Origin of the sequence: Phreatobacter sp. (assembly GCF_030691135.1) — a bacterium.
In the GTDB taxonomy this organism is placed as follows: domain Bacteria; phylum Pseudomonadota; class Alphaproteobacteria; order Rhizobiales; family Phreatobacteraceae; genus Phreatobacter.
On sequence record NZ_JAUYFA010000077.1, the window covers coordinates 1 to 25,840 of the forward strand.

Consider the following 25,840-nt stretch of genomic DNA (forward strand, 5'->3'; position numbering starts at 1 on the left):
CCCCACGCCCAGCGCCTCGACATGGCCGCGGCGCTGGCGCGGCTCGGCGCGCCGCCGTCCTGGACCGAGGTCGACGCCCGAGGGCGGGAGCACCGCACCGTCGCGGCCCGCCCCGAGCGCTGGGGCGACGTCGTCCTCGCCCGCAAGGATCTCGGCACCAGCTATCACCTCGCCGTCGTCACCGACGACGCGCTGCAGGGCGTCACCCATGTGGTGCGCGGCGAGGACCTGTTCGAGGCGACCGCCGTCCACCGGGTCCTGCAGGAACTCCTCGGCCTGCCGGCGCCGCTCTATCGCCATCACCCGCTCGTTCTCGGCGCCGACGGGCGCAAACTGTCGAAGAGCGACCAGGCCGAGGGCTTCCGGGCCTTGCGGATGCAGGGCGCGAGCCCGGCCGACATCAGGGCCATGCTGGGGTTTTGAGTTGTCCCGCCGGAAACGCTGGTGATGCGAGGCCCCACCCTCAGATCGCCCGGCCGGCCGCCGCCCAATAGGGGTCGCGCAGCCGGCGCTTGAAGATCTTGCCCGAATCCTCCCGCGGCAGGTCGTGGCGGATCTCGAAGTACCGCGGCAGCTTGTAGTCGGCGAGGCGGGTGGCGAGCTGCGCCCCCAGCGCCTCCGGATCGATCTCCACCCCCGGCTGCGGCGCGATCACCGCCATGATGCTCTCGCCGAACTCGGCATGGGGAATGCCGAAGACGGCGCAGTCGCGCACCTCCGGCAGGGCGAGCAGCGCCGCCTCGATCTCGGCCGGGTAGATGTTCACCCCGCCGGCGATGATCATGTCGCGCTTGCGGTCGCAGAGGAACACATAGCCCTCCGCATCCACAAAACCGATGTCGCCGCAGGTGATGAAGCCGGAATCATCGACCTCCGCGCGCTTCTCCGGCGCCTTGTGATAGGTGAAGTCGGGATAGCCCTCGATGCGGCAGAAGAGTTCGCCGACGGCGCCCTGCGGCAGCACCGCCCCGTCCTCGCCAAGGACACGGATGGCGGCGCCGGGCGAGAGCCTTCCGACGCTTCCCGGCTTCTTCAGCGCGTCCTCCGACGTGGCGAAGGTGACGGGCCCGGTCTCCGTGCCGCCGTAGAATTCGTGGATCACCGGGCCCCACCAGGCGATCATCGCGCTCTTCACCTCGGCGGGACAGGGCGCCGCGGCATGGATGACGAAGCGCAGCGAGGAGAGGTCGTAGCGCTGGCGGACCGCCTCGGGCAGCTTCAGCAGGCGCACGAACATGGTCGGCACCATGAAGACCGTGTCGATGCGATGGGTTTCGATCAGCCTCAGCATGTCCTCCGCGTCGAAGCGCGGCATCAGCACCAGGACGCCGCCGAGCCGTCCGGCGCGGATGCCGAAGGAATTCGGCGCGGAATGATAAAGCGGCCCCGGCAGCAGCGCGCGCACCCCGGGCCTGAGGCCATAGACGAGGGCGCGCAGGCCCTCCGATGCCTTCGCCTCTTCCGGCGTCGGCGCCTGACGCTTCACCCCCTTCGGCTTTCCTGTGGTGCCGGATGTATAGATCATGCTCATCGGCGCCGGGCGCGCCGGCCCGTCGAAGGGCGCTTCAAGGCCCAGCCAGGTATCGAGATCGCGGCTGCCGGCCGGGGGTTCGCACGGGCCCGCCGACGGGAAATGCCGTGCCACCTCGGGCGGCACCGGCGCGGTGAAGACGGCGAGGCCGCCGGGCAGGTCGCCGGCCACCGGTGCCAGCAGGTCCGCGTGGCCGATCAGCACCCTGGCCTCGCAGTCCTCGAGGATGTAGCGGACCTCGTCGGGTTTGAGGTGCCAGTTCACCGGCACCGCATAGGCCCCCAGCATCGCCGTCGCATAGGTCGCCTCCAGAAAGGCGATGTCGTTGCGCATCAGGATGGCGACGCAGTCGCCGGGGCCGACGCCGAGCCGGTCGAGCCCGCCGGCAATCCGCCGGGCACGCGCCTCGATCGCCTCGGGATCGCGCTGGCGCTCGCCGCTGACGATGCCGCGCGACAGGCCGTCCGCACCTTCCGCCATCGCCGCCACTCCTTTGCCGGCCCGGACCGTCAGTTGACCGCCCGCGCCCGTCCCTCCCAGTGGGGACGCCTCAGTTCCGTCTTCAGGATCTTGTTCGCCTGCGACAACGGCATGGTCTCGCGAACCTCGATGGTCTGCGGACACTTGAAGCCGGCGATCCGCGTCTTGCAGTGGGCGATGATGGCCTCGGCGCTGGCGCTGCGGCCCGCCTTGAAGGTCACGACGGCATGCACCGCCTCGCCCCAGAGCGGGTGCGGCACGCCGATGACGGCACATTCGCGGATGTCCGGATGGGTGAGGACGGCGTTCTCGACCTCGATCGAATAGACGTTCTCGCCGCCGGTGACGATCATGTCCTTGATCCGGTCGGAGACGTAGACATAGCCGTCGGCGTCGAGATAGCCGGCGTCTCCCGTGTGCATGTAGCCGCCGCGCAGCGCCTCCGCGGTCAAGTCCGGCTGGTTCCAGTAGCCCTTCATCACCGTCGCCCCGGCGACGATGATCTCGCCGATCGTTCCCACCGGCACGTCGCGGTCGTCGGGGTCGACGACGCGCAGGTCGCAGCCGACGATGACGCGCCCACCGGAGGCGAGGCGGTAGGTCCTGGCGGGATCGAGCGTATGGTCGTCGGGCTCCAGATAGGTGCAGGCCGGCGACAGCTCCGTCATCCCATAGGCCTGGGCAAACCGCACCTTCGGCAGCCGCTTCATCAGGGCTTCCAGCGTCGCCACCGGCATGGGCGCGCCGCCATAGCCGATCATCTCCAGCGACGAGAGATCATAGGCATCGAGGTCGGGCTCGTTGAGGATCATCGTCATCATGGTCGGCACCATGGACGTGAAGGTGATCCGGTGGTCCTGGATGGCCTCCAGAACGCCCTTCACCGTGAACCGCGGAATGACCACATGGGTGGCGCCGAGAAGGGTGTTGGTGAACACGCGCGAGCCGGCGGCGGCGTGATAGAGCGGGCCTGCATGCAGGCCGACGAGGCTGCTGCCGAGCCTGGTGTGCACCATGCCACCGAACGAATTCGCCATGCAGTTGATGTGGGTGAGCATGACGCCCTTGGAACGCCCGGTCGTCCCGCCGGTATAGAAGAGCACGGCGACATCCTCGCCGCTGCGGCGGGCATCCTCGACCGGCGCCTTCGCGGCCAGCGCCGCCTCATAGCCGATCATGCCGGCGGGCAGCGCGCCCTCGCCGGCGAAGACCACATGGCGGAGATCCGGGCATTGCGGCCGCAGGGCCTCGGCCATGGCGGTGAAATCGTCGCCGACCAGTAGGACCTTCGCGCCGCAGTCCTGCATCAGGAAGGCGGTCTCCGGCTCGGCGTAGCGGGTCGAGACCGGCACGGCGATGCCGCCGGCCCAGAAGGCGGCGAAGAAGAATTCGAGATAGCGGTCGCTGGAATGGGACAGCATGGCGACGCGGTCGCCGGGCCCGACCCCGAGGCCCTGCAGCACGCCGGCGAGCCGCGCCACCCGGTCGGCGAACTGATCCCACGTCCAGCGTCGCGCGGCGAAGACGACCGCCGTCTTGTCGGGAAAGAGGCGCCGGGCACGGTGCACCGCGAGGGTGAGCTGCATGGTCATGGCGCGCATTCCCGCGCATCCCCGCGATGCCTTGCCGTCCGCGTCATGCTGCTGCCCTGGTCCACGCCGGTCTTGCCGCCGGTTGCCCTCAACTCATGAAGCGATGTTTCTCACAATGAAACAGCACTTCGCAAGCAAGCCGGATGGCCGAGGGCTGCGGGGCTACGCGGGTGTCGACTGGTCAGATGATGTAGCTGAAGCCGTCGGCTGGATCGCGCGCCAGGATCTGGTCCATCGACCGGGAGGGCTCGGCGCAGCCGGCCGTGCCGACGGGCCTCGCGGGAACGCCGGCCACCGTCGTGTTCGGCGCGACGTCGTGCAGCACCACCGAGCCGGCGGCGACCCGGGCGCAGCGACCGATCTCGATATTGCCGAGGATCTTGGCGCCGGCACCGAGCAGCACACCGCGGCGCACCTTCGGATGGCGGTCCCCGGCCTCCTTGCCGGTGCCGCCGAGCGTGACGCCTTGCAGGATCGACACGTCGTCCTCGATCACCGCCGTCTCGCCGACGACGAGGCCGGTAGCATGGTCGAGGAAGACGCCCCGGCCCATGGGCACGGCCGGGTTGATGTCGGTCTGGAAGACCTCGGAGGAGCGGCTCTGGAGATAGAGGGCAAAGTCACCGCGGTCCTCGCCGAGCAGCCAATGCGCCAGGCGGTGGGTCTGGATGGCGTGGAAGCCCTTGAAGAAAAGGACCGGTTCGATCAGCCGGTCGGCGGCCGGATCGCGGTCGATGACGGCGGCGGCGTCGGCCCGCATCGCCGCGGAAATGGCCGAGGACGCTCCCAGCGCCTCGGTGAAGGCGTCGTGCAGCACGTCGGCGGGAACGTCGCCGGTGGCGAGACGTGCCGAGATGCGCCGCGCCACCGCATCCTCGAAGGACGAGGCGCGGCCGATCGTGCGCAGCACGAGCGTCGCCAGTTCCGGATTGGCCCGGGCCATGGCATCGCCCTCGCTGCGCAGGCGATGCCAGGCGAGATCGGCGGTATCGGCGGGCAGAGGGATGATGGTTCCCGTCGCCTGGGTCTTCGCCATGGAACGAACCTCCGCAGCATGGATGAAGGGGAATAAGGGCACTGTTCGGCCCCGATTCAAGTAAACTTGGCGCGAAAGAATAGTCGTCTCCGATCGCGGCCAGCCGCGGGACGCAAATTCTACAAGACCTTCCACCGAGAGGTGATTGATGTCGCGGGTGGAAGGACGCGCTTGCCGGAATGCATCGGCGGGGTGCCGATGAAACCGCTTACACCGCCATGGCCTGCTTTTCGCGCCGGCGCTGCACCGAGGAGGGAATGCGCAGGGCCTCGCGATATTTGGCGACTGTCCGCCGCGCGATGTCGATGCCCGAGGCTTTCAGCCTGTCCATGATGGCGTCGTCGGAGAGCACGTCGTCGGGCGTCTCGGCATCGATCATCTGCTTGATGCGGTAGCGCACGGCCTCGGCCGAATGGCTCTCGCCGCCCACTTCCGAATTGGCGATCGAGGAGGTGAAGAAATACTTCATCTCGAAGATGCCGCGGCTGGTGGCGATCGACTTGTTGGAGGTGACGCGCGACACGGTCGATTCGTGCATGCTGATGGCGTCGGCGATGGTCTTGAGGTTCAACGGCCGCAGATACTGGACGCCGAGCGCGAAAAAAGCGTCCTGCTGTCGGACGATCTCGGTCGCAACCTTCAGGATGGTGCGGGCGCGCTGGTCGAGGGCGCGGGCGAGCCAGGTCGCCGTCTGCAGGGCATCGGCGAGGAAGGTCTTCTCGGTGTCCTTCTTCGTCGTCTTCGATACCCGCGCATAATAGCTCTGGTTGACCAGCACCTTGGGCAGGGTCTCGCTGTTCAGCTCGACGATCCAGCCGCCGTCCGGCCCGGCGCGGACCATGACGTCCGGCACCAGCGGCTGCACCGGCGCGAATCCGAAGGCGAGGCCCGGCTTCGGATTGAGGCGGCGGATTTCCGCCACCATGTCGGAGAGGTCCTCGTCGTCGACGGCGCAGAGCTTCTTCAGCGCCGCATAGTCGCGCTTGCCGAGAAGGTCGAGATGGCCGACCAGCACCTGCATGGCGGGGTCGAAGCGGTCCTTGTCCCTGAGCTGGATGGCCAGACATTCCGCGAGGTTGCGCGCCGCCACGCCCGACGGTTCGAAGCTCTGGATCACCTCGAGGACGCTGGTGACGTCCTCGATCTCGGCGCCGAGCCTTTCGGCGACCTCTTCGGTGGTGACGGTGAGATAGCCGGCATCGTCCACCGCATCGATCAGCATCTGGCCGATCAGCCGGTCGGCCTGGGTCTCGACGGCGAGCGTCAGCTGGTTCGACAGGTGGTCGGCGAGCGACAGGTCGGCGGAGACGAAGGCTTCGAGATTGTAGTCCTCGTTGTCGCTGCCACCCGAGCCGACATTCGACCAGGACGAGGTCATCGGGTCGGAGGCCGCATCGGCATGCCGGGTTTCCGGACCCTTGTCGTCGGGGAAGACGTTTTCGAGGTCCGTGCCGAGCCGCTCCTCGATGTCGGTGCGGCTGTTGCCCATGTCGTCGCCGAGCCAGTCACCGGCCTGGGCGTCGCCCGGATCGGCGGCGGGCGGTGCATCGGGCATCTCGCCCTCGACCGCCGGATCGGGCGCCTCGGCCCGTTCCAGCAGCGGGTTCTTCTCCAGCTCCTGGTCGACATAGGCGACGAGATCGAGATTGGACAGCTGCAGGAGCTTGATGGCCTGCATGAGCTGGGGCGTCATGACCAGCGACTGGCCGACGCGAAGCTCTAATCTGGCTGACAGGGCCATCGTCCCGGGCGCATCCCTCTGTTCTCTTGCGCCGCATCATAGAGGGCAGGCGGCGCGAACAGCAAGGTTCATGCCATAGTTCCGATGACTGATGAGTTAAGAGGCTCCGCGGGAACATCCCCCTGCGTCAGAGCCGGAACTCCTCGCCGAGATAGAGGCGGCGGACGTCGGGGTTCGAGACGATCTCGTTCGGTGTGCCTTCCATCAGCACCTGGCCGGAATGGATAATGTAGGCGCGGTCGATGAGGCCGAGCGTCTCGCGCACATTGTGGTCGGTGATGAGCACACCGATGCCGCGCTCCTTCAGGTGCCGGACGAGGTTCTGGATGTCCCCTACGGCAATCGGGTCGATACCGGCGAAGGGTTCGTCCAGCAGCATGAAGGACGGCCGCGTCGCCAGGGCGCGGGCGATCTCGAGGCGCCGCCGTTCGCCGCCCGACAGGGCGATGGCCGGGCTCTTGCGCAGGCGGGTGATGGTGAATTCCTCGAGCAGCTCGTCAAGGTCGCGCTCGCGCTTAGCCTTGTCCTTCTCGGTGACCTCGAGCACCGCCCGGATGTTGTCCTCGACATTGAGCCCGCGGAAGATCGAGGCTTCCTGCGGCAGGTAGCCGATGCCGAGGCGTGCCCGCCGGTACATCGGCAGCGCCGTGATGTCGTGGCCGTCGAGCTCGATATGGCCCTTGTCCGCCTCGACGAGGCCGGTGATCATGTAGAAGACTGTGGTCTTGCCGGCGCCGTTCGGGCCGAGCAGGCCGACCGCCTCGCCGCGCCTGAGGTCGAGGCTGACGCCGCGCACCACGGCGCGCCCCTTGTAGCTCTTCCACACTCCGTGGACCGACATCACGCCTTCGCCGGAGCGCGGCTCGTCCTGGCTGCGCGCCACGGCGGCCGGCTCGGGCTTGTCGAGCTCGGCCACCTGGGCGGCCATTTCCTTCACCAGCCAGTCGTCGTCGACGGCGGTGGCCTCGTGAGCCGGCCTCCGCCCCAGAAAACCGGAGACGCGGGTGATGAAGGACACGGCGGGCCTATCCGCGCGGGCTGCGCGCCTGCGGCCGGGCCGGCGCGCAATCGGGATTGTTGGTACCGCCACCCCCGCCGCCCGTTCCCTGGAGGATGCCGGAGACGCGCCCGCCCGAGGGTGCGGCGTCGATCCGCACGCGGTTGGCCGTGAGGTCGGCATGGAGACGCGCACCGCGCAGGATGTTCTCGCACTGGGTCAGCGTGACATTGCCTTCCATGATCGCCTCGTTGCGACGGGCGTCGAAGGAGCCGCGCTCGGCCGTGGCGGTCTGGTTCTTGGAGCGGACGATGACGCCGCCCTGCATCTCGAAGCGCCTGACGTTCTGCTGCTCGGCGGGGACATCGGCGGATGCGCCCTGGCGCGGGGTGGTGGTCGCCGGCCGGCCGGCGGCGCCATTGGCATTGTCCTCGTAGAAGATCACGAGGCGGGCCGTCTGCAGCGTCGATTCGCCCTGCTGGATGCGGACGTTGCCGGTGAGCACGGCACGCTTCTCGGTATCGAAGACCTCCGCCCGGTCGGCCTCGAAATTGATCGGGTCGCTGCGGTTCTGGGTGAACCCGACGAAGGGGCTGCCGGCCTGCTGGGCGGAGGCAGCCGGCGCGAAAAGCGCGGCGGCGAGCAGCGCGGCGACCAGCGGCCGCCGGTCGAAGAAGAGCGCGGCGGTGCCGGCCAGCGTCATGGTCAGTCTCCGGATCGGCGTGGCGCAGGCGTGGGCTGCGAAAGATCGGTAATGGTCGGGTCGGGCGGTTCCGGCGTGAAGTTACCACGCACAGTGCCTTCAAGCACGATCACCTTGCCGTTGTCACTAATTTGCATGCGCTCGGACACGATCACGCCGCGCGGCGACGACAGCTTCACAGGACCGTTGGAGCCGATCGTTCCGGCCCGGGTGTCGATGAGCGCATGGCCGAGCTGTCCGCTCTGGCCGTTCGACGTCGTCACGGTGACGTCCTGGTTCAGCTCGACGCGGCCAGTCTTGGTGTCGAGCATGCCCGTCGCCGACATCACGCGGGCGGTGCCGCCGCCCTCCAGCTGCATCTCGGAATCGATCGCCGTCAGGGCGACGACATTGGCCTGGGTGATGTCGTGCTCGGCGCGGGTGGCGGTGACGCGGTAGAAGCGGTTGTCGGTCGTGTAGCCGGTCAGTCGCGGCGCTTCCATCGTCACCTTCGAGCCGGACATCGAGACGGCCGCGACCGAGACCGGCAGGTTCAGCGCCTTCAACGGGTCCCACCAGGAGATGAAGCCGACCGCGCAGACGACGACGACGGCGAGGATCGGCACCAGAACGCGCATCCGGCGCACGCGCTTCGAATGCCGGAAGGCGACGCCGAAAGCCGCTTCGCGCTCGACGCGTCCACCCTTGCTGCCGGGGGCGGCGCCGTTCCATTCATCCGTGCGGCGTCCAGCCATCGTCTGCGTCCGTGTTCATGCCGCGATTCCACGGCTTTCGACCGCTCGGCCCGCGGCACAGACCATGACTCTATGGCCCCACCATGGCGAGTGCAAAGCCGCACCCGCTCGGACATGTCCGCGCCGGCTCACGAATGCGCGAAAATGTCGATCTCCGGCCAGCCCGCGAGGTCGAGGTCGGCGCGGGTCGGCAGGAAGGCGAAGCAGGCATCGGCCAGGGCGGTGCGGTTCTCGCGCGCCAGCATCGCGTCGAGCCTTTCCTTGAGCGCATGCAGGTGCAGGACGTCGGAGGCCGCATAGTCGAGCTGGGCTGCGGACAGCGTGTCGGCGGCCCAGTCGGAACTCTGCTGAACCTTTGACATGTCGATGCCGAGCAGCTCGCGCGACAGGTCCTTGAGGCCATGGCGGTCGGTATAGGTGCGCACCAGCTTGGAGGCGATCTTGGTGCAGTAGACAGGCCGGGTCGTCACGCCAAAGGCGTGTTTCAGGACCGCCACGTCGAAACGGGCGAAATGAAAGAGCTTGGTGACCTTCGGGTCGGCCAGCAGTGCGCAGAGATGGGGCGGCGGCGCCTGCCCGGGACGGATCTGCACCACGTCGGCGCTGCCGTCGCCCGGCGAGAGCTGCACCACGCAGAGGCGGTCGCGCTGGGGAACGAGGCCGAGCGTCTCGGTGTCGATGGCGACGGTGTCGACCTGATATTGGCTGAGGTCGGGAAGGTCGCCGACATGCGCGCGGATGGTCATGGAAGTCCTCGGGCGGGATGGTATCGAAGGCAATCCCGGGTCCGCAGGCCTTGCGCAGGCGCATGGACTTGGGGCCGCCTCAGGTCCTATAGGGCGACAGGCCGGAGAAATCCAATGACCGCCACACCGCTGAAGCTCTATGCGTTCGACGCCGAGGATCTGGCCGTCCTGTCCGCGCATCTGCAGGACGCCGTCCTCAAGCCCACCGACATCGCCTATCTGGCGCGCGAGCGCCGGTTCGCTCTCGTCTGCAACCGGTTCGACTGGACCGCCGCCGAGGGTGGCGAATGTCAGCGCCGCCGCACGGGCCTGCATTTCGAGCGGGTCACCACGGTCAGGGCGCGCGCCGTTCCCAAGGGCGAGGACGCCGTGCTGGAGCTGCTGACCATCCATTTCGAGGCCGAGGGCGAAGAGTCCCCCGGCGGTACGGTCGAGCTGGTCTTCGCCGGCGGCGGCGGCATTCGCCTGACGGTCGAGTGTATCGAGGCCGCGATGGACGATCTCGGCCCCATGTGGGCGGCCGTCGCGACCCCCAAACACGACTGATCCCGTTCACGTCGCGCGCGGCCCCGCGACCTCCGCCGCGATCGCCGCCACCGCCTCCACCGTGGCGGCCTCCGGCACGATGCGCCACGAGGCGAAGAAGTCGAGCTCCGGCAGCCGCACGGTGGTGCGCAGCGACCGGAGCCGGCCCGATGCGAGTTCGGCGCCCGCGATCGCCTCCGGCACCGCGGCGATGCCGAGCCCGTCCTCCGCCATGCGCAGGATCGTCGCCATGGACGAGGAGGCGTGGATGCGCACCGGCGGCAGGTCGGGGGCCGAGAACATCTCGCGCAGGATCAGATAGGGCCGGGTGTTGCGCGAGAAGGTGAGGATCGGATGGGCAGCGAGAGCGGCGAGCCCGATGGGTGCGTCGGGTATCGCCAGGCCCGGCCCCGCCAGGAAGGCGAGGCGATAGGTCGACAGCGGCAGGTTCCTCAACTGCGGCGCCGCCAGCGCCCCGAGCACGAAGACGAGGTCGAGTTCCTGCGCCACCAGGCGGTCGCGCAGGTTCGGCGTGATGTCCACCTCAATCTCCAGCGCGAGGCCAGGATAGGCCTTGGCCATCCGCTCGACGAAACGCGGCAGCCAAGTATGGACGATGGTCTCGGCGACGCCGAGCCGCAGCGTACCGCGGATCGCCGTCCGGTCGGCCACGGCATGCAGCATCTCGGCACGCAGCTTGAGGAGGCGCTCGGCATAGTCGATCACCCGCCGCCCGGCATCGGTCGCCACCACGGTGCGCTTCTCGCGCACCAGCAGGCGCTGGCCGATCTCGGCCTCGAGCTGGGCGATGCGCTGCGACACCGCCGGCTGCGTCGTGCGCAGCTTCACCGCGGCACGGTTGAAGCTCTTCAGGCTGGCCACCCAGACCAACGTTTCGAGCGCCTTGAAATCCACCATGCGGTCGGCATTCGATAAGCTGAATTAATCGTAACCGATCCAAACTTAGGATTGGACCCGCTGCAAGCGGAATGATGGACTGCTGCCCCAGGGACGTTCTTTCTGGGAGAAAATCATGGCTGTCGCCCAGTTTCGTGCCCCCACCGTCCTGGACGTCAGCGATCCCGTCGAGGTCCGGCGCGCCATCCGCCGCGGCGACATCACCGGCCATACCGCCGGTCTTGCCCCCGGCCGCGTCCAGGGCAATCTCGCCATCCTGCCGAAGGATCTGGCCGGCGATTTCCTGCGCTTCTGCACGCTCAACCCCAAGCCCTGCCCGGTGATCGGCCTGTCGGAGCCCGGCGATCCCACCGTCTCCGCCCTCGGCATGGACCTCGACATCCGCACCGACATCCCGCGCTACCGCGTCTGGAGGGACGGCGTTCTGGTCGACGAGCCGACTGACATCCGTTCCTGGTGGCGCGACGACCTCGTCGCCTTCGTCATCGGCTGCTCGTTCTCCTTCGAGGAAGCGTTGATCCAGGACGGCATCCCGATGCGCCATATCGGCTGCAACACGACGGTCCCGATGTGGCGGACCTCCATCGCCTGCGCCCCGGCCGGACCCTTCGCCGGCCCGATGGTCGTTTCGATGCGGCCGCTGAAGCCGGCGGATGCCATCCGTGCCGTGCAGATCACCTCCCGTTTCCCCGCCGTCCACGGCGCGCCGGTTCATATCGGACTGCCCGAGGCCATCGGCATCCACGACCTCGGCGCGCCCGATTACGGCGACCCCGTCGAGGTCAAGGCCGATGAACTGCCGGTCTTCTGGGCCTGCGGCGTCACCCCGCAATCGGTGATCGCCGCGGCGAAACCTCCTTTCGCCATCACCCATGCGCCGGGCTCCATGCTCGTCACCGACCTCACCAACAGCCGGATCGCCGCCCTGTGACCATGCCCGCCCCGACGCCGCACCCCGGCTTCGGGGCCTTCGGCAAGATCCATCGCGAATTCTTCGACGCCTTCGTCGGCGGCAGCTGGCAGCCGGTGCCCGGCTATTCCGGCGTCGAGGAGAAGATCCTCTCCGGCCGCCTCGACCCGGCGACGCGCAAGGGGGCCGTGACGCGGCTCGGCCGATGGGCGGCGGGCGCCGCGGTGGACCATCCGGTGTCGCACGACTGGTGCGAGGAGGTCTTCATCGTCTCCGGCTCTCTCATGCTTGGCACGCTTGCTGCAAAGGCCGAGGCCGTGCGGTTGCCGTTCGGCACCTATGCCGTCCGGCCGCCACACATCATCCATGGTCCCTTCTTCAGCGACGAGGGCTGTCTGCTGATCGAATTCCTCTACTACCCGCCGGCTTCATAAAAACACTCCAGAGACCACGCCGACCGACCACCGCCGCCGCCGCCGAGCGGCCCATCGATGAAGGAGAGACCACCATGATGCGCTTGCGAACCGCCGCTACGGCGGTGGCCCTGACCCTGTCCGGCGCCCTGCCGGTCCTCGCCCAGGCCGTTCCGGCCGGCCCGCCGGTCAACGTCCAGATCGTGACCCAGCCCGGCCCGGCCATGCCGCAGTTCACCCGCGTCGACCAGCCGCTGATCCGCGACGGCCTCGCCGCCAAGTCCAACGGCCGCATCCGCGTGACGCTCGCGTCCTGGCCCGAGCGCAACCTCAACGGCCCGGAAATCCTGCGTCTCGTCCGCTCCGGCCAGGTGGATATCGGTGCCGTGCCGCTGAACACCGTGGCGGGCGACGTTCCGCTCCTCGACGTGATCGATCTCGCCGGCCTCAATCCGAGCCTCGACCAGGCGCGCAAGGTGGCCGCCGCCATGCTGCCGGAGGTCAACAAGGAGCTCGAGCGCTTCGGCGTCCGCATCCTCGTCATGTATCCCTTCGCCGCCCAGCAGTTCTTCTGCCGCGGCCAGGTGACGAGCCTCGCCGACCTGCGCGGCAAGCGCATCCGCACCGGTGGCGGATCCTCGAACGACTTCGTCAGCCAGATCGGCGGCCAGCCCACGGGCATCGGCTTCCCCGAAGTCTATTCGGCGCTGGAGCGCGGCGTCGTCGATTGCGCCATCACCGGCACCGGTTCGGGCAACTCGGCCCGCTGGTATGAAGTGACCCAGAGCCTCTACGCCCTGCCGCTCTTCTGGTCGGTCTCCGCCTATGTCGTGAACATCCAGTGGTGGAACCGCCTCGACCCGGCGGTGCGCGCCGCCATGGAAGCGACCATGAGCGAGGTCGAGGAGGCCCAGTGGAAGCTCGGCCTCGAACAGACCGAGGACGGCATCTCCTGCAATATCGGCGACCGCGCCGCCTGCAAGCTCGGCCGCGTGCCGGATGCCAACCCGATGCGCGTCTATCGCCCGGTCCCGGCCGATACCGACGTGATGCGCACGACGCTGACCTCGACCATCCTGCCGAACTGGGTGAAGCGCTGCGGCGCCCGCTGCGGCGAGATCTATAACCGTATCGTGGCGCCGATCACCGGCGTCACCTATGCCGGCAACTGATCGCCGCCATCAACACCGTCACGCGGGCGGAGAGCCCGCCCGCGTGACCCGACCGCAGGGACGAGGGTGCTCCCCGGGGGGATCACCGCCGGTGAGGCCCGATCGGGCCTCGGGGGAGCCGCGATGCTGAACACGATGATCGACGTCGCCGGCCTCGGCCGGCGTTCCCTGGCCCGGCTCGGCACGCTGATGGGCTATGTCGCGGGCTGGGGCTTCATCGCCATCGCCGGCCTCATCACCTTCGACGTGCTGGCGCGCCGTTTCCTCGGTTTCTCGTCGCAGGCGACGACCGAACTGTCCGGCTACGCGCTGGCCTTCGGCATCGCCTGGGGCCTGTCCCACACCCTCGCCATGCGCGCCCATGTGCGCATCGACGTGGTGGTGAACATGTTTCCGGCCCGCATCCGCTACTGGCTGCACCTGACCAGCCTCGCCTTTCTCGCCGTGCTCGTCGGCTACCTCTTCTACGGCGCCTGGACGCTGGTCGAGGAATCCCTGCTGTTCAACGCCACCGACATCAGCGTCATCCGCACCCCGCTGGCGATACCGCAGGGCCTCTGGGCCTTCGGCATCGGCGCCTTCTTCCTGCTGATCCTCGCCATGCTGCTGGAATGTTTCCTGCTGATCGTCGCCGGCCGCGGCAACGAGGCGGAACGGATGCTGCACAGCCGCTCCTACCAGGAGGAGGTCGCCGAAGTGCTCGAGGCCGTCGGCGAACCCGTCCCCGACGATCCCCATGCGCCGGCCGGGCCCGCGAACCCCGAGGTGAAGCCGTGATCGCCGTCGTCTTCCTCCTCATCCTCGTCGCCATCATGTTCGGCATGAGCTTCACCGGCCATGCGCCCTCCGGCGAGCTGATGGGCGAGATCATGCTGCTGGTCGGCCTGTTCATGCTGTTCTTCGGCATGGGCATTTATGTCGGCGCCGCCCTCGGCGTGCTCGGCCTCATCGTCGGCTATGCCTTCTCCGACCGGCCCTTCTGGCTCTTCATCGGCCAGACCATCTGGAACCCCTCCTCGTCCTTCGTGCTGGTGGCGGTGCCGCTGTTCCTGCTCATGGGCGAGATCCTCCTGCGCGCCGGCCTCTCGGACCGGCTCTACCGCACCCTCAACATCTGGCTGAACCGCATGCCGGGCGGCCTGCTGCACACCAATATCGCGGCGTCCGGCGTCTTCTCGGCGATCTCCGGCTCGTCGGTCGCCACCGCCGCCACCATGGGCTCGGTAGCGCTGCCCTTCTTCAAGGACAAGCCCTACGACCCGAAGATGGTGCTCGGCTCGCTCGCCGCCGGCGGCGCGCTCGGCAATCTCATCCCGCCGGGCATCACCTTCATCATCTACGGCCTGATCACCGAGACCTCGGTCGGCGCGCTCTATGTCGCGGCCATCGGGCCGAGCATCCTGGTCGTCGCGCTCTTCATCGCCATCATCCTGCTGAAGGCGAAGACCGCCGCGCCGCGCGATCCCGACGGTCCCCGCTACAGCTGGGGCGAGAAGATGCGCAGCCTCGTCGATCTCGCCCCCACCGCCGTGCTCATCCTCATCGTGCTCGGCACCATCTATGGCGGCCTCGCGACCGCAACCGAATCGGCCGCGCTCGGTGTCGTCGCGGCCATCGTGCTGGCCGCTCTCGACGGCAAGCTCTCCTTCAAGATGCTCAACGATTCGGCTGAGGCCACCGCGCGCAACACGGCGCTGATCGGCCTCATCCTGTTCGGCGCCTATCTGCTCAACTATGTCTTCACGGCGCTCGGCGTGCCGCAGGCCCTCGCCCAGCTCGTCTCGCAGATGCCGCTGCCGCCCTGGGCGATCATGCTGCTGATCATCGGCTTCTACCTGGCGCTCGGCACCTTCATGGAGGGCTTCTCCATGATGATCACGACGATCCCGGTCATCTTCCCGGTCGTCGTGGCGCTGGGCTACGACCCGATCTGGTTCGGCGTCATCGTCGTCATGCTGGTGGAGATCGCGCTGATATCGCCGCCCGACGGCACCGTGCTCTACGTCCTGCAGGGCATGCGCAAGGACGGCGGTCCGATCACCGACGTCTTCTCCGGCGTGCTGCCCTTCATGCTCGTCTATATTCTCGCGGTCGGCGTGCTGATGGTTTTTCCCGCCATCGCCACCTGGCTGCCGAGCGTGATGCGCTGAGCGATCGCCACCGCGGACAACCGGTTCAGATTGCGTTCAGTTGCGCCCCCGCATGGATGGCCTCCTCACAACCCTCCGGGGCGTGCGGGCGCGGCTCGCCGGATTCATCCTGCGCGACAATATCGCGTGGCCGATGGCTTTATTCGGAAACGAACCGTCGCTATAGCTCGGCCCCGGATTTTCAGCGGATGAAGGCTGGAATGCGCCGTTCGGCGCGGCCGGCTCAGGAATGAAAGCTCGGATATGACGCGTGTCGCGATTGTGGGTGGCGGGCCGGGTGGGCTCTTCACCAATTACCTGCTCGACCGGTTCTGCGACGGTCTCTTCACCGCCACCCTGTTCGAAGCCTCTGACCGCCTCGGCGGCAAGATCGCCACCGATAGCTTCGAGAAGGGGCCCTCGCTCTTCGAACGCGGCGTCGCCGAATATTACGACTATTCCCATTTCGGACCCGACCCGCTGAAGCGGATCATCACCGAGGTGATGGGCCTCGATGTCGTGTCGATGGACGGCAAGGGCGTCATTCTCGAGGGCAAGATCCTCAACAACCGCCGCGACATCAAGAAGCATTTCGGCGACAAGACGCTGAAGGCCATCGACGCCTTCCACGCCACCTGCCACGAGCTCTGCTCGCCCGACGAATATTACGAGGGCTATTCGGGCGACGACAACAAGCACCCGTGGGGCGGCAAGACCTTCCGCGAGGTTCTCGATGCGGTCGAGGACGAGATGGCGCGCAAGTATATCGAGGTCGCGGTGCGGTCCGACGTCGCCACCGAGGCCCAGCTGACCAACGCGCTGAACGGCCTCAAGAACGTCCTCATGGACGATCCGAAATACCTGCGCCTCTATTCCATCGTCGGCGGCAACGAGAAGTTGATCGAGGGGCTCGCCGAGCGCGTCTCCGCCAAGATCATGCTGGAGAGCCGCGTCGCGAAGATCGCCCGCAACGAGGACGGCACCTACACGCTGACCGTCCGCCGCAAGGGCCGTGACGAGACGCATGAATTCGACCACGTCGTCGTCGCCGTTCCGAACTACTGGGTCAGCCAGATCGAGTTCGCTGGCCGCGAGGAGCGCATGGCGATCCAGAAGCACCAGGCCCGCTACGACAATCCGGCCCACTACCTGCGCGTCACGATCCAGTTCAAGAAGCCGTTCTGGAACGAGCATTTCCAGGGCCACTACATCATGACGGACGCCTTCGGCGGCGCCTGCATCTATGACGAGACGGCGCGCCATCCCTCCAAGCATGGCGTTCTCGGCTGGCTCATCCCGGCGACGCACGCTCTCGCCCTGTCCAACCTCGACGATGATCGCCTCGTCGAGCTCGCCCTCGATTCTCTCCCCGCCGAGCTCCTCGCGACGGCGAAGAAGCAGTTCCTCGACGCCAGGGTGCAGCGCTGGGTCGGCACGATCTCCGGCCTGCCGGGCGGCCATCCCGCGCCCGAACTGCGCGAGCGCCACCTGCCCGACGGCAAGCTGCTGCCGAACCTCTATCTCGTCGGCGACTATCTCTTCGATTCGACCGTCAACGGCGCCTACGACTCGGCCAACTTCGTCGTCGACATGATGATGGGCAAGCTGCGCGGCGCCGCCTATTCGGGTGCCCGCAAGAAGGCCGCCCTCGAGAAGCAGATGGGCATCGTCGAGGAGGGCTTCGTCGAATCCACCCTCACCGACGACTATCACGACGAATATGCCGAGGGCCTGTCCTACGAGGAGAGCTTCCGCGAGTATTTCGACGAGCAGTACAATGCCGACCTCTACGAGTGCATCTTCGGCATCAAGCCGCCCTACACGCTGCTCGATGTCGGCTCGGCCTCGGGCCTGACGCTGAAGTGCTTCGCCGATATCGGCATCGACGCCTGGGGCATCGAGAACTCGCGCCACGTCCATGCCCAGACGTCGAAGGACTGGCTGCATCGCAACCTGCTCGGCGACGTCACCAAACTGCCCTTCGAGGACCAGTCCTTCGACGTCATCTATGACACCTGCCTCTGCTATGTGCCGGAAGAGCTGATCGACAAGGCGATCCAGGAACTCTACCGCGTCACCCGCATCGGCATCTTCTTCGGCGGCATCACCGCCGACATGACCCGCGAGGTGATCGAGTATCACGACGTCTTCGATGGCGTCCTGACGCTGGAATCGACCTGGCAGTGGTCGGAGCGCTTCCAGCGCCACGGCTGGCGTCCGGCCGTGCACGACCAGAAGATCCTGAAGAAGGCCTGGAAGATCGAGTGCGACGCCAACGAGGGCGACTTCCCCTGGTATCCGGACATGGAGACCATGCGCTACTGCTTCTACGCCAAGCCCGACGCGGGCAAATGGGTGGAGAAGCTGATGGCGGGCCGGCAGAAGGGCCCGACCTCGAAGCTGCGTGCCGTCGCCGGCAGCCGCTGACCGTCACCACGACCGGAGGCCTGACCCTCGAGGTCCGGCCTCCGCTGTTTCGGCCACGGGCGCGGCGCGACGCGCGATTTCGGATGCATCCTGCGACGGAATGATGCATGACCAGCGCCATGCCGGGCGCCCGGCCCGGCACCTTCCCCGACCTGCGATGATCCAAGATCCGTCATGAGCCAGGACAAGAACTACGTCGAGCCCGACGACGAGGACGAGGAGGAGGAGGAGGAGGAGGACGTCAGTGCCGACGATCTCCGGCTCATGGCGCGGTTCCTCGCGCCTTTCGCCGCCCCCTACAAGACGACCATCGCCCTTCTCGCCGTGCTCATCCTCACCGAGGCGGCCCTCAATTTTTCCTTCCCGCTGGTCACGCAGTACCTCATCGACGAGGGCCTGATCAAAAAGGAATGGCGCGCCCTGCTCAATTCGCTCGTCTTCATGGGCGCCGCGGCCATCGCCGTTTCGGTCGTCGCCCTGATCGCCGATTTCGTCTACACGCGCCTCTTCGCCGACATCACCCGCGACATCCGCCAGCGCCTCTTCGACCATGTCCAGTCGATGTCGATGCCGTTCTTCCACACCACGCCGACAGGCACCGTCCTGTCGCGCTTCTCCGGCGATCTCGTGGCCCTGGAGGCGGCGCTGGTCGCCTTCGTGCCCGGCTTCGTCATGCCCTTCATGGAGGTCATCTACGCCACGATCCTGATGTTCATGTTCGACATCTGGCTCGGGCTGATCGCCTCCCTCGTCTTCCCGATGATCCTTTGGTGGCCGCGGATCTTTGCCCGCAAGGCCTTCCTCTTCGCCTATGAAAAGCGCCAGACCGAAGGCCGTCTGATCAGCGCCGTCCAGGAGAATGTCTCGGCCCAGCCGGTGATCAAGGCCTTCGGCATGGCCGGGCGCGCCCGCCTGCACTTCGCCGGCCTCAACGCGGTCTGGGTGGGCGTCGCACGGCGCACCAACTTCTCTTCCGCCCTGGTCGAGCGCACGGCGCAGACGGGGCTCTACGTCATCCACATCGCCGTCTTCGCGCTCGGCGCCTACTGGGCCTTCACCGACCGCATCACCGTCGGCACGATCATCGCCTTCGAGGGCGTCTTCCTGTCAATGGGCTATGCCCTGACCAACGTCACGCAATATGTGCCCACCATGGCGCAGGCGGCGGGCTCCATCCGCCATCTCAGCGATCTCCTCGCTCAGAAGCCGACCATGGTCGACGCACCAGGTGCCGGCACGCTTGCCCCCTTCCAGCGCGAGATCGTCTTCGACAATGTCGCCTTCTCCTATCCCGGCTCGTCGTTCCGCACCGAGAACCTCTCGGTCACCGTGCCGAAGGGCTCCTTCCTCGGCATCGTCGGCCCGTCGGGCTCGGGCAAGAGCACCTTCCTCAACCTGCTGATGCGCTTCTACGACCCGCTCGAAGGCCGCGTCTTCATCGACGGCACCGACATCCGCACCGTCACGCAGGCGTCGCTGCGCGCCCAGATGGCGGTGGTGTTCCAGGAGAGTTTCCTCTTCAACACCTCCATCGCCGAGAACATCCGCATGGCCCATCCCGAGGCGACGATGGAGGAGATCATTGCCGCCGCCCGCCAGGCCGAGGTCCACGACTTCATCGCGGCGCTGCCGCAGGGCTACGAGACAACTGTGGGCGAGCGCGGTGGCCAGCTCTCTGGCGGCCAGCGCCAGCGCGTTGCCATCGCTCGCGCCCTCGTCCGCAACCCCGCCGTGCTCGTGCTGGACGAGGCGACGAGCGCGCTGGACGCCGAGACCGAGTCGAAGCTCAACGAGACCCTGCGCCGCATCGCCGAGACGCGCACCGTCGTCTCCGTCACCCACCGCCTCGGCTCGGTGGTCACCGCCGACCGCATCATCGTCCTCGACAACGGCCATATCGTCGAGACCGGCACCCATGACGCGCTGATCAAGCTCGCCGGTCTCTATGCGACCATGTGGTCGCGCCAGCAGTCGGCGCGCCAGGCGGTTGCGGCGGTCGATGCGGACGACGAAGACGAGGAGTGAGGGCCGGCCTCGGCGCCCGGAGCGCCCGCCGGGTGGCGCTTACAGCGCGCCTGGCGACGCTTACAGCGCGCCGATGTCCGGGGCGTGCGGGTTCTTCATGCCGACCACGTGATAGCCGGCGTCGACATGGTGGATCTCGCCGGTGACGCCGCGCGACAGGTCCGACAGCAGATACATGCCGGAATCGCCGACCTCGTCGATGGTGACGGTGCGGCGCAGCGGCGAGTTGTACTCGTTCCACTTGAGGATGTAGCGGAAGTCGCCGATGCCGGAGGCCGCCAGCGTCTTGATCGGGCCGGCCGAGATGGCGTTGACGCGGATCTTCTTCTCGCCGAGGTCGGCGGCCATGTAGCGCACGCTCGCCTCCAGCGCCGCCTTGGCGACGCCCATGACGTTGTAGTGCGGCATCCACTTCTCGGCGCCGTAATAGGTCAGGGTGAGCATCGAACCGCCGTCCACCATCAGCTTCTCGGCGCGCTGGGCGATGGCCGTGAAGGAATAGCAGGAGATCAGCAGCGACTTGGTGAAATTGCCCTCGGTCGTGTCGACATAGCGGCCGGTAAGCTCGTCCTTGTCGGAGAAGGCGATGGCGTGGAGCAGGAAGTCGAGCTTGCCGAAGACCTTCTCGGTCTCGGCGAAGACGGCGTCGATGCTGGCGCTGTCGGTGACGTCGCAATGGCCGACGACATGGCCGCCGACTTCCGCCGCGAGCGGGCGCACGCGCTTCTCCAGCGCCTCGCCCTGGAAGGTGAAGGCGAGTTCGGCGCCGTGGTCAGCGCAGGCCTTGGCGATGCCCCAGGCGATGGAACGGTTGTTCGCCACCCCCATGATGAGGCCGCGCTTGCCCTGCATGATGCCTGCCATGATCGTCCTCACCCGGCCTGCCGCCGCGAAATCAGCCGGACCCTATGCCATCGCCACGCCCGGCGTGCAAGGCGGACGGGAAACTCAAAGGCTTTCGCGCGGATCGACCTTGCGACGGTCCTTCAGGATGCGGGCGAAGCCCTCGAGGTCGGCGCTCGCCTCGGGCAGCACGATGCGCACGGTGACATAAAGGTCGCCCGCGCCGCTGTCGGCCGGCATGCCCTTGCCGCGCAGGCGGAAGGTCTTGCCCGACGAGGTCATGGCGGGAAGGGTCAGTTCCACCTCGCCGTCCAGGGTCGGCGCCCGCACCTTCGCCCCGAGGATGGCCTCGTCGAGGGCGACGGGGAGGTTGAGCCGAAGATCCTTGCCGTCCACCGTGAAGGCCGGGTGCGGCTCGACCGCGACGACGACATAGGCATCGCCCGTCGGACGGCCGAGACTGCCGGGCCTGCCCTTGCCGCGCAGGCGCATGCGATGACCCTCGCGCGTCCCGGCCGGGATCTTCAGATCCACCGATTCGCCGCTCGGCAGCATGAGGCGCTGCATGGAGCCGCGCACCGCGTCGAGGAAGGCAACCTTGATGGTCAGCGTCACGTCTTCGCCCGAGGGCGGCTGGCCGAAATCGTCGCCGAAGGGCGAATGGGCGCGGCCCGACGGCCGGGCTCCGGACATGCCGGAGAGAATGTCGAAGAAATCATCCATCGGCGGCGGGCCGCCGGCCTGCCCACCGGGGCGGCCGCCGGGCTGGCCCCGTCCCGGTCCGCCGCCGCGGCGGAAACCGTCGCGGCCGAAGGAGAAGGTCTCGAAGCTCGTGTCGCCCTGCGGGCTCGTGCCGGCGCCCGGACGGCCGCCGCCGAACCCCTCGAAACCGGCGAAGCGCGGCTTGCCCTCGGCGTCGATCTCGCCGCGGTCGAAGGATTTGCGTTTGTCGGCGTCGGACAGCAGTTCATAGGCGTTGTTCAGTTCCGAGAAACGGTCCTGCGCCTTGGGGTCGTTGGGATTGGCGTCCGGATGCAGCGCCTTGGCCTTCTTGCGGAAGCCGCGCTTGATCTCGTCGGCGCTCGCCGAGCGCGCGACGCCGATGACGTCGTAGGGATCGCGAGCCATGGTCGTCCTCGGGAGGGGCGCCTGGAACAGGCAGCCGGCGGTGTTTCGGTTCGCCCGTCAATGTGGGGGCGGTCGCCCCCGTTCACAAGTTCGCGACCGGGCGGGTTCAGCTCCGGCGCCAGGGCCGGAGTTCGACCACAGCCCAGGGGCCGGTCGTGCGGCAGGCGCGGCCGTCGAACCACACCTCCCTGCCGGCCTTGATGGCGCTGCCGAGAAAGTCGCGGCAGGTCTGGCCGGCGCCGCCGCTGGCGCGCTGCAGGGCGGTGATCGTGCCGTTCGTCCCCGATTGCACGTTCGACCACGGCAGGCTCGGCGTATCGGCGCGATCGGCGAGCGCCTCCATCAGAACCGCCTTGGCGTGATCCCAGTCCGCCTGCGGAATGGGCAGGGTCCCGGCAGGGGCGAGGGAAGGGGCGAGGGAAGGGGCAGGGGCCGGGTTGGCCTCCGCCGGGCGGCGGACCGATCCGGTTGTCACCGTGTCGTCGTCGGCGGGCTGGCGCATCTGCGCGGTGCCGGGTGGCGCCACATTGGCGCGCTCCCACAGCGAGGGCAGGGCCACGGTGCAGCCCTGGAGGAAGAGGAGGGCGGCGCCGGCGAGGGGCGTCCAGCGGTTGCGGCATGGCCGATCGTGCAGCGGGAGGCATGGGCGTGCCGACCCGCTTTCGCTATAGACATGGCGAACGCCACTCGTACCGCCCATACGCCTGCAACTCCGGAGCTGATCGGCTCTGGCGTGCAGTCAACATCGGAGTTCGTTAATGTCCGGTTCGGATCAGGACGATTTCACCGCGATCGAGGAGCCTTTCGCGCTTTTCGACCAATGGCTCGCCGATGCCGGCCGCTCGGAGCCCAACGATCCCAACGCCATGGCGCTCGCCACCGTCGATGCCGAAGGCCTCCCCAACGTGCGCATGGTGCTGCTGAAGGGCGTCGATCCCGCCGGCTTCGTCTTCTACACCAACACCGAGAGCCAGAAGGGCACCGAGCTCGACGGCCAGAAGAAGGCCGCGGTGGTCTTCCACTGGAAGTCGCTGCGCCGGCAGGTCCGCGTGCGCGGGCCCGTCGAGCGCGTCTCCGATGCCGAGGCGGACGCCTATTTCACCTCGCGCCCGCGCGGCAGCCGCATCGGTGCCTGGGCCAGCCAGCAGTCGCGCCCGCTCGAGAGCCGCTTCGCGCTGGAAAAGGCCGTCGCCGGCTATACGGCCCGCTACGCCGTCGGAGAGGTGCCGCGCCCGCCGCACTGGACCGGCTACCGCATCCTGCCGGTGTCGATGGAATTCTGGCACGACCGGCCATTCCGGCTGCATGACCGGGTCCAGTTCAGCCGTCCCGACGCGGCCGGTCCCTGGACGCGCAAAGCCAGGCTCTATCCCTGATTGTGCCGCAGGCCATAGGCAGACCGGCCCGTTGGCTCTATGAAAGGCACCGGCCCCCGCGCGGGGGCCGGCATGGACTGAGGAAGCCCCCGTGAACCAGATTCGCCGAACATTGCTCCTCACCGGCGCGAGCCGCGGCATCGGCCATGCCACCGTCAAGCGCTTCTCCTCCGCCGGCTGGCGGGTCATCACCTGCTCGCGCCAGGCCTTCCCGGAGAACTGCCCCTGGGAGATGGGTCCCGAGGACCATATCCAGGTCGACCTCGCCAATCCCGACGACACCGAACGGGCCATCGACGACATCCGCGGCCGCCTCGTCGGCGGCCGTCTCGAGGCACTCGTCAACAATGCCGGCATCTCGCCGAAGGGTGAGGGCGGCGCCCGCCTCAACTCGCTGCACACCCCGCTGAAGGTCTGGCAGCAGGTCTTCCAGGTGAACTTCTTCTCCTCGATCCTTCTGGCGCGCGGGTTGTTGAAGGAACTCGCCGAGGCCAAGGGCTCGGTCGTCAACGTCACCTCGATCGCCGGCTCGCGCGTCCATCCCTTCGCCGGCGCGGCCTATGCCACGTCGAAGGCGGCGCTCGCTGGCCTCACCCGCGAGATGGCGGCCGATTTCGCCCCCCACGGCATCCGCGTCAACGCCATCGCGCCCGGCGAGATCGACACCTCGATCCTGTCCCCCGGCACAGAGAAGATCGTCGAGCAGATCCCGATGCGCCGCCTCGGCACGCCGGACGAGGTCGCCAAGATCATCTATGTGCTCTGCACCGAGACATCGAGCTATCTCAACGGCGCCGAAATCCACATCAACGGCGGCCAGCACGTGTGATCTGTCCGCAGGGGCGGCACCTGCGGCGTCCACGCCCGGGTTGACGGCTGGCTCTGCACTCGCCGCGTCATGCCCGGCCTTGTGCCGGGCATCCACGACTTGACCACCGCCCAACGCGAATTCGTGGATGCCCGGGCCAAGCCCGGGCATGACGGATAGGGTATGCTAGGTGCCCACCGACGGGCTCTTGCCCTCAGCCCGCCATCGCCCTGAGCCGCTCCGCCGTTTCCGCATCCGCCGGCAGGAAGGCCTCGATGGCGAGCTCGGCGAGCGTCACATCCACCGGCGATCCGAACACCGTCGTCGTGGTGATGAGCGTCAGCAGGCCGGCGCCCGTCTGCAGCCTGACCGGGATGAACAGTTCCCCCGCCTCCTGGCCCTTGCGTGGATGCGGCTGGGAAAACGGCACCGGATAGGCGGCAGTCTCCGTCAGCAGCGCCTGCAGCACCGGATCGGCGGTGAGCTCGACCTGTCGCCTGAGCCGCGCCAGGACATGGGCGCGAACCTCCCCCAGATTGACAATGCGCGGGGCGATCCCCAGCGGATGGAGCGACAGGCGGATCATGTTGATCGGGCCGGCGAGAAGCTCCGGCGCACAGCCCTCCAGAAACGGCCCGATGGCGCGGTTATGGGCGACGATGGTCCAGTGCCGGTCGAGCGCCACAGCCGGATAGGGCTCGTGGCCGGCCAGGACCAGATCGACCGCCCGGCGTGCCGCGGCAATGTCGGGATCATCGAGGCGGCGCTCGGGAAAGACTGGTGCGAAGCCGCCCGCTACCAGCAGCACGTTGCGCTCGCGCAACGGGATGTCGAGGTGTTCGGCGAGCTTCAGGATCATCTCCCGGCTCGGTGCCGCCCGCCCGGTCTCGAGGAAGCTCAGATGGCGGGTGGAAACCTCGGCCTCCAGCGCAAGGTCCATCTGGCTGAGGCGGCGACGCTGACGCCAGTCGCGCAGGTGGTCGCCGACGGAGCGGGGGGCAAGCGGGGAAGCGGCGGAACCTGTCGTCATGGGACCAGACTAGCCCTGGCGCCTGCCGCCGACCAATGACCTCGGAGGTAATCGACCCGCTGCTGCGGCAGGGTGATCGTGGCCACAGACGCGGCCCGGATCCCCCGCCGCGACGAGCTTCGAGGAGCCCGCCATGTCCTTCGCCTTCGCCCTCTTCCGCGCCGCCGATGCACCGACCTTCCTGCGCCGGGTTCTCGTCTTCGATGCCGTGACGTCCGGTGCCATGGGCCTGCTGCTCATCGCCGCCGCCGATGCCCTCGGCCCCCTCCTGAACCTGCCGGTCGCGCTGCTGCGGGGCGTCGGCCTATCCTTCATCCCCTTCGTCGCCCTGGTCGCTTTCGCCGCGACCCGAAACCCGGCGAGCCGGCCTCTGGCCCTGACCGTCGCCATCCTCAACGCGGTCTGGGTCGTCCTCAGCCTCGGACTGCTGGTGTCGGGTCTCGTCGCACCGAATCTCCTCGGCACGATCTTCATCGCCGCGCAGGCCGGCTTCGTCGGCCTCCTCGCCCAACTGCAGATCGTCGGCGCCCGCCACCTCGCCGCGGCCTGACGTCGAAATCCCGGGGGCTGGCGGCA

Annotated in this window: 25 protein-coding genes; 12 read left to right on the forward strand and 13 right to left on the reverse strand. The window is 67.9% G+C overall.

Annotation, left to right across the window (positions count from 1 at the left end; all coding sequences use genetic code 11):
- A partial coding sequence (locus Q8O26_RS13980) for a glutamate--tRNA ligase family protein (protein WP_305576604.1) occupies positions 1–423 on the forward strand: 423 nt, incomplete at its 5' end.
- 40 nt (positions 424–463) lie between these two features.
- On the opposite strand, the gene Q8O26_RS13985 is transcribed toward Q8O26_RS13980, so the two are convergent.
- From Q8O26_RS13985 to Q8O26_RS14020, 8 genes are all read right to left on the reverse strand, one after another.
- Positions 464–2,011 carry an acyl-CoA synthetase gene (locus Q8O26_RS13985; protein ID WP_305576606.1) on the reverse strand — a complete coding sequence of 516 codons (1,548 nt, stop codon included), beginning with the start codon at positions 2,009–2,011 and terminating at the stop codon, positions 464–466.
- Positions 2,012–2,040: 29 nt separating this feature from the next.
- The gene (locus tag Q8O26_RS13990) at positions 2,041–3,612 is read right to left on the reverse strand and encodes a long-chain-fatty-acid--CoA ligase (protein WP_305576608.1); all 1,572 of its coding nucleotides are present in this window, start codon (positions 3,610–3,612) and stop codon (positions 2,041–2,043) included.
- 172 nt (positions 3,613–3,784) lie between these two features.
- Positions 3,785–4,639: a serine O-acetyltransferase gene (cysE, locus tag Q8O26_RS13995; protein ID WP_305576610.1), complete on the reverse strand. Its 855-nt coding sequence runs from the start codon at positions 4,637–4,639 to the stop codon at positions 3,785–3,787.
- Between the two features lie 208 nt (positions 4,640–4,847).
- Complete coding sequence (rpoN, locus tag Q8O26_RS14000) at positions 4,848–6,380, reverse strand: RNA polymerase factor sigma-54 (RefSeq protein WP_305576612.1); 1,533 nt, start codon at positions 6,378–6,380, stop codon at positions 4,848–4,850.
- A 127-nt stretch (positions 6,381–6,507) separates the two neighbouring features.
- Positions 6,508–7,398 (reverse strand): LPS export ABC transporter ATP-binding protein, encoded by an 891-nt coding sequence (lptB, locus tag Q8O26_RS14005; RefSeq protein WP_305576614.1) that lies wholly within the window; start codon positions 7,396–7,398, stop codon positions 6,508–6,510.
- A 7-nt stretch (positions 7,399–7,405) separates the two neighbouring features.
- Positions 7,406–8,080 carry an LptA/OstA family protein gene (locus Q8O26_RS14010; RefSeq protein WP_305576616.1) on the reverse strand — a complete coding sequence of 225 codons (675 nt, stop codon included), beginning with the start codon at positions 8,078–8,080 and terminating at the stop codon, positions 7,406–7,408.
- A gap of 2 nt (positions 8,081–8,082) precedes the next feature.
- Positions 8,083–8,814: an LPS export ABC transporter periplasmic protein LptC gene (gene lptC, locus Q8O26_RS14015; RefSeq protein ID WP_305576618.1), complete on the reverse strand. Its 732-nt coding sequence runs from the start codon at positions 8,812–8,814 to the stop codon at positions 8,083–8,085.
- A gap of 128 nt (positions 8,815–8,942) precedes the next feature.
- The gene (locus Q8O26_RS14020; protein ID WP_305576620.1) at positions 8,943–9,560 is read right to left on the reverse strand and encodes a ribonuclease D; all 618 of its coding nucleotides are present in this window, start codon (positions 9,558–9,560) and stop codon (positions 8,943–8,945) included.
- A gap of 114 nt (positions 9,561–9,674) precedes the next feature.
- Between Q8O26_RS14020 and Q8O26_RS14025 the strand changes: the two genes are divergently transcribed.
- Positions 9,675–10,106, forward strand: a complete 432-nt coding sequence (locus tag Q8O26_RS14025) for a DUF2948 family protein (protein WP_305576622.1) — start codon at positions 9,675–9,677, stop codon at positions 10,104–10,106.
- Between the two features lie 6 nt (positions 10,107–10,112).
- Here Q8O26_RS14025 and Q8O26_RS14030 read toward each other — a convergent pair whose 3' ends face one another.
- Complete coding sequence (locus Q8O26_RS14030; RefSeq protein WP_305576624.1) at positions 10,113–11,003, reverse strand: LysR family transcriptional regulator; 891 nt, start codon at positions 11,001–11,003, stop codon at positions 10,113–10,115.
- A gap of 115 nt (positions 11,004–11,118) precedes the next feature.
- Between Q8O26_RS14030 and Q8O26_RS14035 the strand changes: the two genes are divergently transcribed.
- The 7 genes from Q8O26_RS14035 (at position 11,119) to Q8O26_RS14065 (ending at position 20,079) form a co-directional block, all read left to right on the forward strand.
- Positions 11,119–11,934, forward strand: a complete 816-nt coding sequence (locus tag Q8O26_RS14035) for a putative hydro-lyase (RefSeq protein ID WP_305576626.1) — start codon at positions 11,119–11,121, stop codon at positions 11,932–11,934.
- Positions 11,935–11,936: 2 nt separating this feature from the next.
- Complete coding sequence (locus tag Q8O26_RS14040; protein ID WP_371134569.1) at positions 11,937–12,347, forward strand: cupin domain-containing protein; 411 nt, start codon at positions 11,937–11,939, stop codon at positions 12,345–12,347.
- 74 nt (positions 12,348–12,421) lie between these two features.
- The gene (locus tag Q8O26_RS14045) at positions 12,422–13,498 is read left to right on the forward strand and encodes a TRAP transporter substrate-binding protein (protein WP_305576630.1); all 1,077 of its coding nucleotides are present in this window, start codon (positions 12,422–12,424) and stop codon (positions 13,496–13,498) included.
- Positions 13,499–13,621: 123 nt separating this feature from the next.
- Positions 13,622–14,275 (forward strand): TRAP transporter small permease subunit, encoded by a 654-nt coding sequence (locus Q8O26_RS14050; protein ID WP_305576632.1) that lies wholly within the window; start codon positions 13,622–13,624, stop codon positions 14,273–14,275.
- Positions 14,272–15,648 (forward strand): TRAP transporter large permease, encoded by a 1,377-nt coding sequence (locus Q8O26_RS14055; RefSeq protein WP_305576634.1) that lies wholly within the window; start codon positions 14,272–14,274, stop codon positions 15,646–15,648. Before Q8O26_RS14050 ends, Q8O26_RS14055 begins: the two co-directional genes overlap by 4 nt.
- Before the next feature lie 243 nt (positions 15,649–15,891).
- Complete coding sequence (locus tag Q8O26_RS14060) at positions 15,892–18,054, forward strand: FAD-dependent oxidoreductase (protein ID WP_305576636.1); 2,163 nt, start codon at positions 15,892–15,894, stop codon at positions 18,052–18,054.
- 174 nt (positions 18,055–18,228) lie between these two features.
- A complete protein-coding gene (locus tag Q8O26_RS14065; RefSeq protein WP_305576638.1) occupies positions 18,229–20,079 on the forward strand; it encodes an ABC transporter ATP-binding protein in 1,851 nt (616 codons plus the stop codon).
- Between the two features lie 60 nt (positions 20,080–20,139).
- Here Q8O26_RS14065 and fabI read toward each other — a convergent pair whose 3' ends face one another.
- The 3 genes from fabI to Q8O26_RS14080 all read right to left on the reverse strand — a co-directional run bounded on the left by fabI (position 20,140) and on the right by Q8O26_RS14080 (position 22,609).
- Positions 20,140–20,943, reverse strand: a complete 804-nt coding sequence (gene fabI / locus Q8O26_RS14070; protein ID WP_305576639.1) for an enoyl-ACP reductase FabI — start codon at positions 20,941–20,943, stop codon at positions 20,140–20,142.
- A gap of 84 nt (positions 20,944–21,027) precedes the next feature.
- Positions 21,028–22,050 carry a DnaJ C-terminal domain-containing protein gene (locus Q8O26_RS14075; RefSeq protein ID WP_305576641.1) on the reverse strand — a complete coding sequence of 341 codons (1,023 nt, stop codon included), beginning with the start codon at positions 22,048–22,050 and terminating at the stop codon, positions 21,028–21,030.
- A gap of 106 nt (positions 22,051–22,156) precedes the next feature.
- On the reverse strand, positions 22,157–22,609 hold the full coding sequence (locus Q8O26_RS14080; RefSeq protein ID WP_305576643.1) for an RT0821/Lpp0805 family surface protein: 453 nt from the start codon (positions 22,607–22,609) through the stop codon (positions 22,157–22,159).
- 199 nt (positions 22,610–22,808) lie between these two features.
- Between Q8O26_RS14080 and pdxH the strand changes: the two genes are divergently transcribed.
- Both pdxH and Q8O26_RS14090 read left to right on the forward strand, forming a co-directional pair.
- Positions 22,809–23,426: a pyridoxamine 5'-phosphate oxidase gene (gene pdxH, locus Q8O26_RS14085; protein WP_305576645.1), complete on the forward strand. Its 618-nt coding sequence runs from the start codon at positions 22,809–22,811 to the stop codon at positions 23,424–23,426.
- A 91-nt stretch (positions 23,427–23,517) separates the two neighbouring features.
- Positions 23,518–24,255 carry an SDR family NAD(P)-dependent oxidoreductase gene (locus tag Q8O26_RS14090; protein ID WP_305576647.1) on the forward strand — a complete coding sequence of 246 codons (738 nt, stop codon included), beginning with the start codon at positions 23,518–23,520 and terminating at the stop codon, positions 24,253–24,255.
- Positions 24,256–24,448: 193 nt separating this feature from the next.
- Here the strand turns inward: Q8O26_RS14090 and Q8O26_RS14095 are convergent, their stop codons facing one another.
- Positions 24,449–25,264, reverse strand: coding sequence for a helix-turn-helix domain-containing protein (locus Q8O26_RS14095; protein ID WP_305576649.1), 816 nt, complete (start codon positions 25,262–25,264; stop codon positions 24,449–24,451).
- Between the two features lie 133 nt (positions 25,265–25,397).
- Between Q8O26_RS14095 and Q8O26_RS14100 the strand changes: the two genes are divergently transcribed.
- Complete coding sequence (locus tag Q8O26_RS14100; RefSeq protein ID WP_305576651.1) at positions 25,398–25,814, forward strand: hypothetical protein; 417 nt, start codon at positions 25,398–25,400, stop codon at positions 25,812–25,814.
- Positions 25,815–25,840 lie beyond the last annotated feature (26 nt).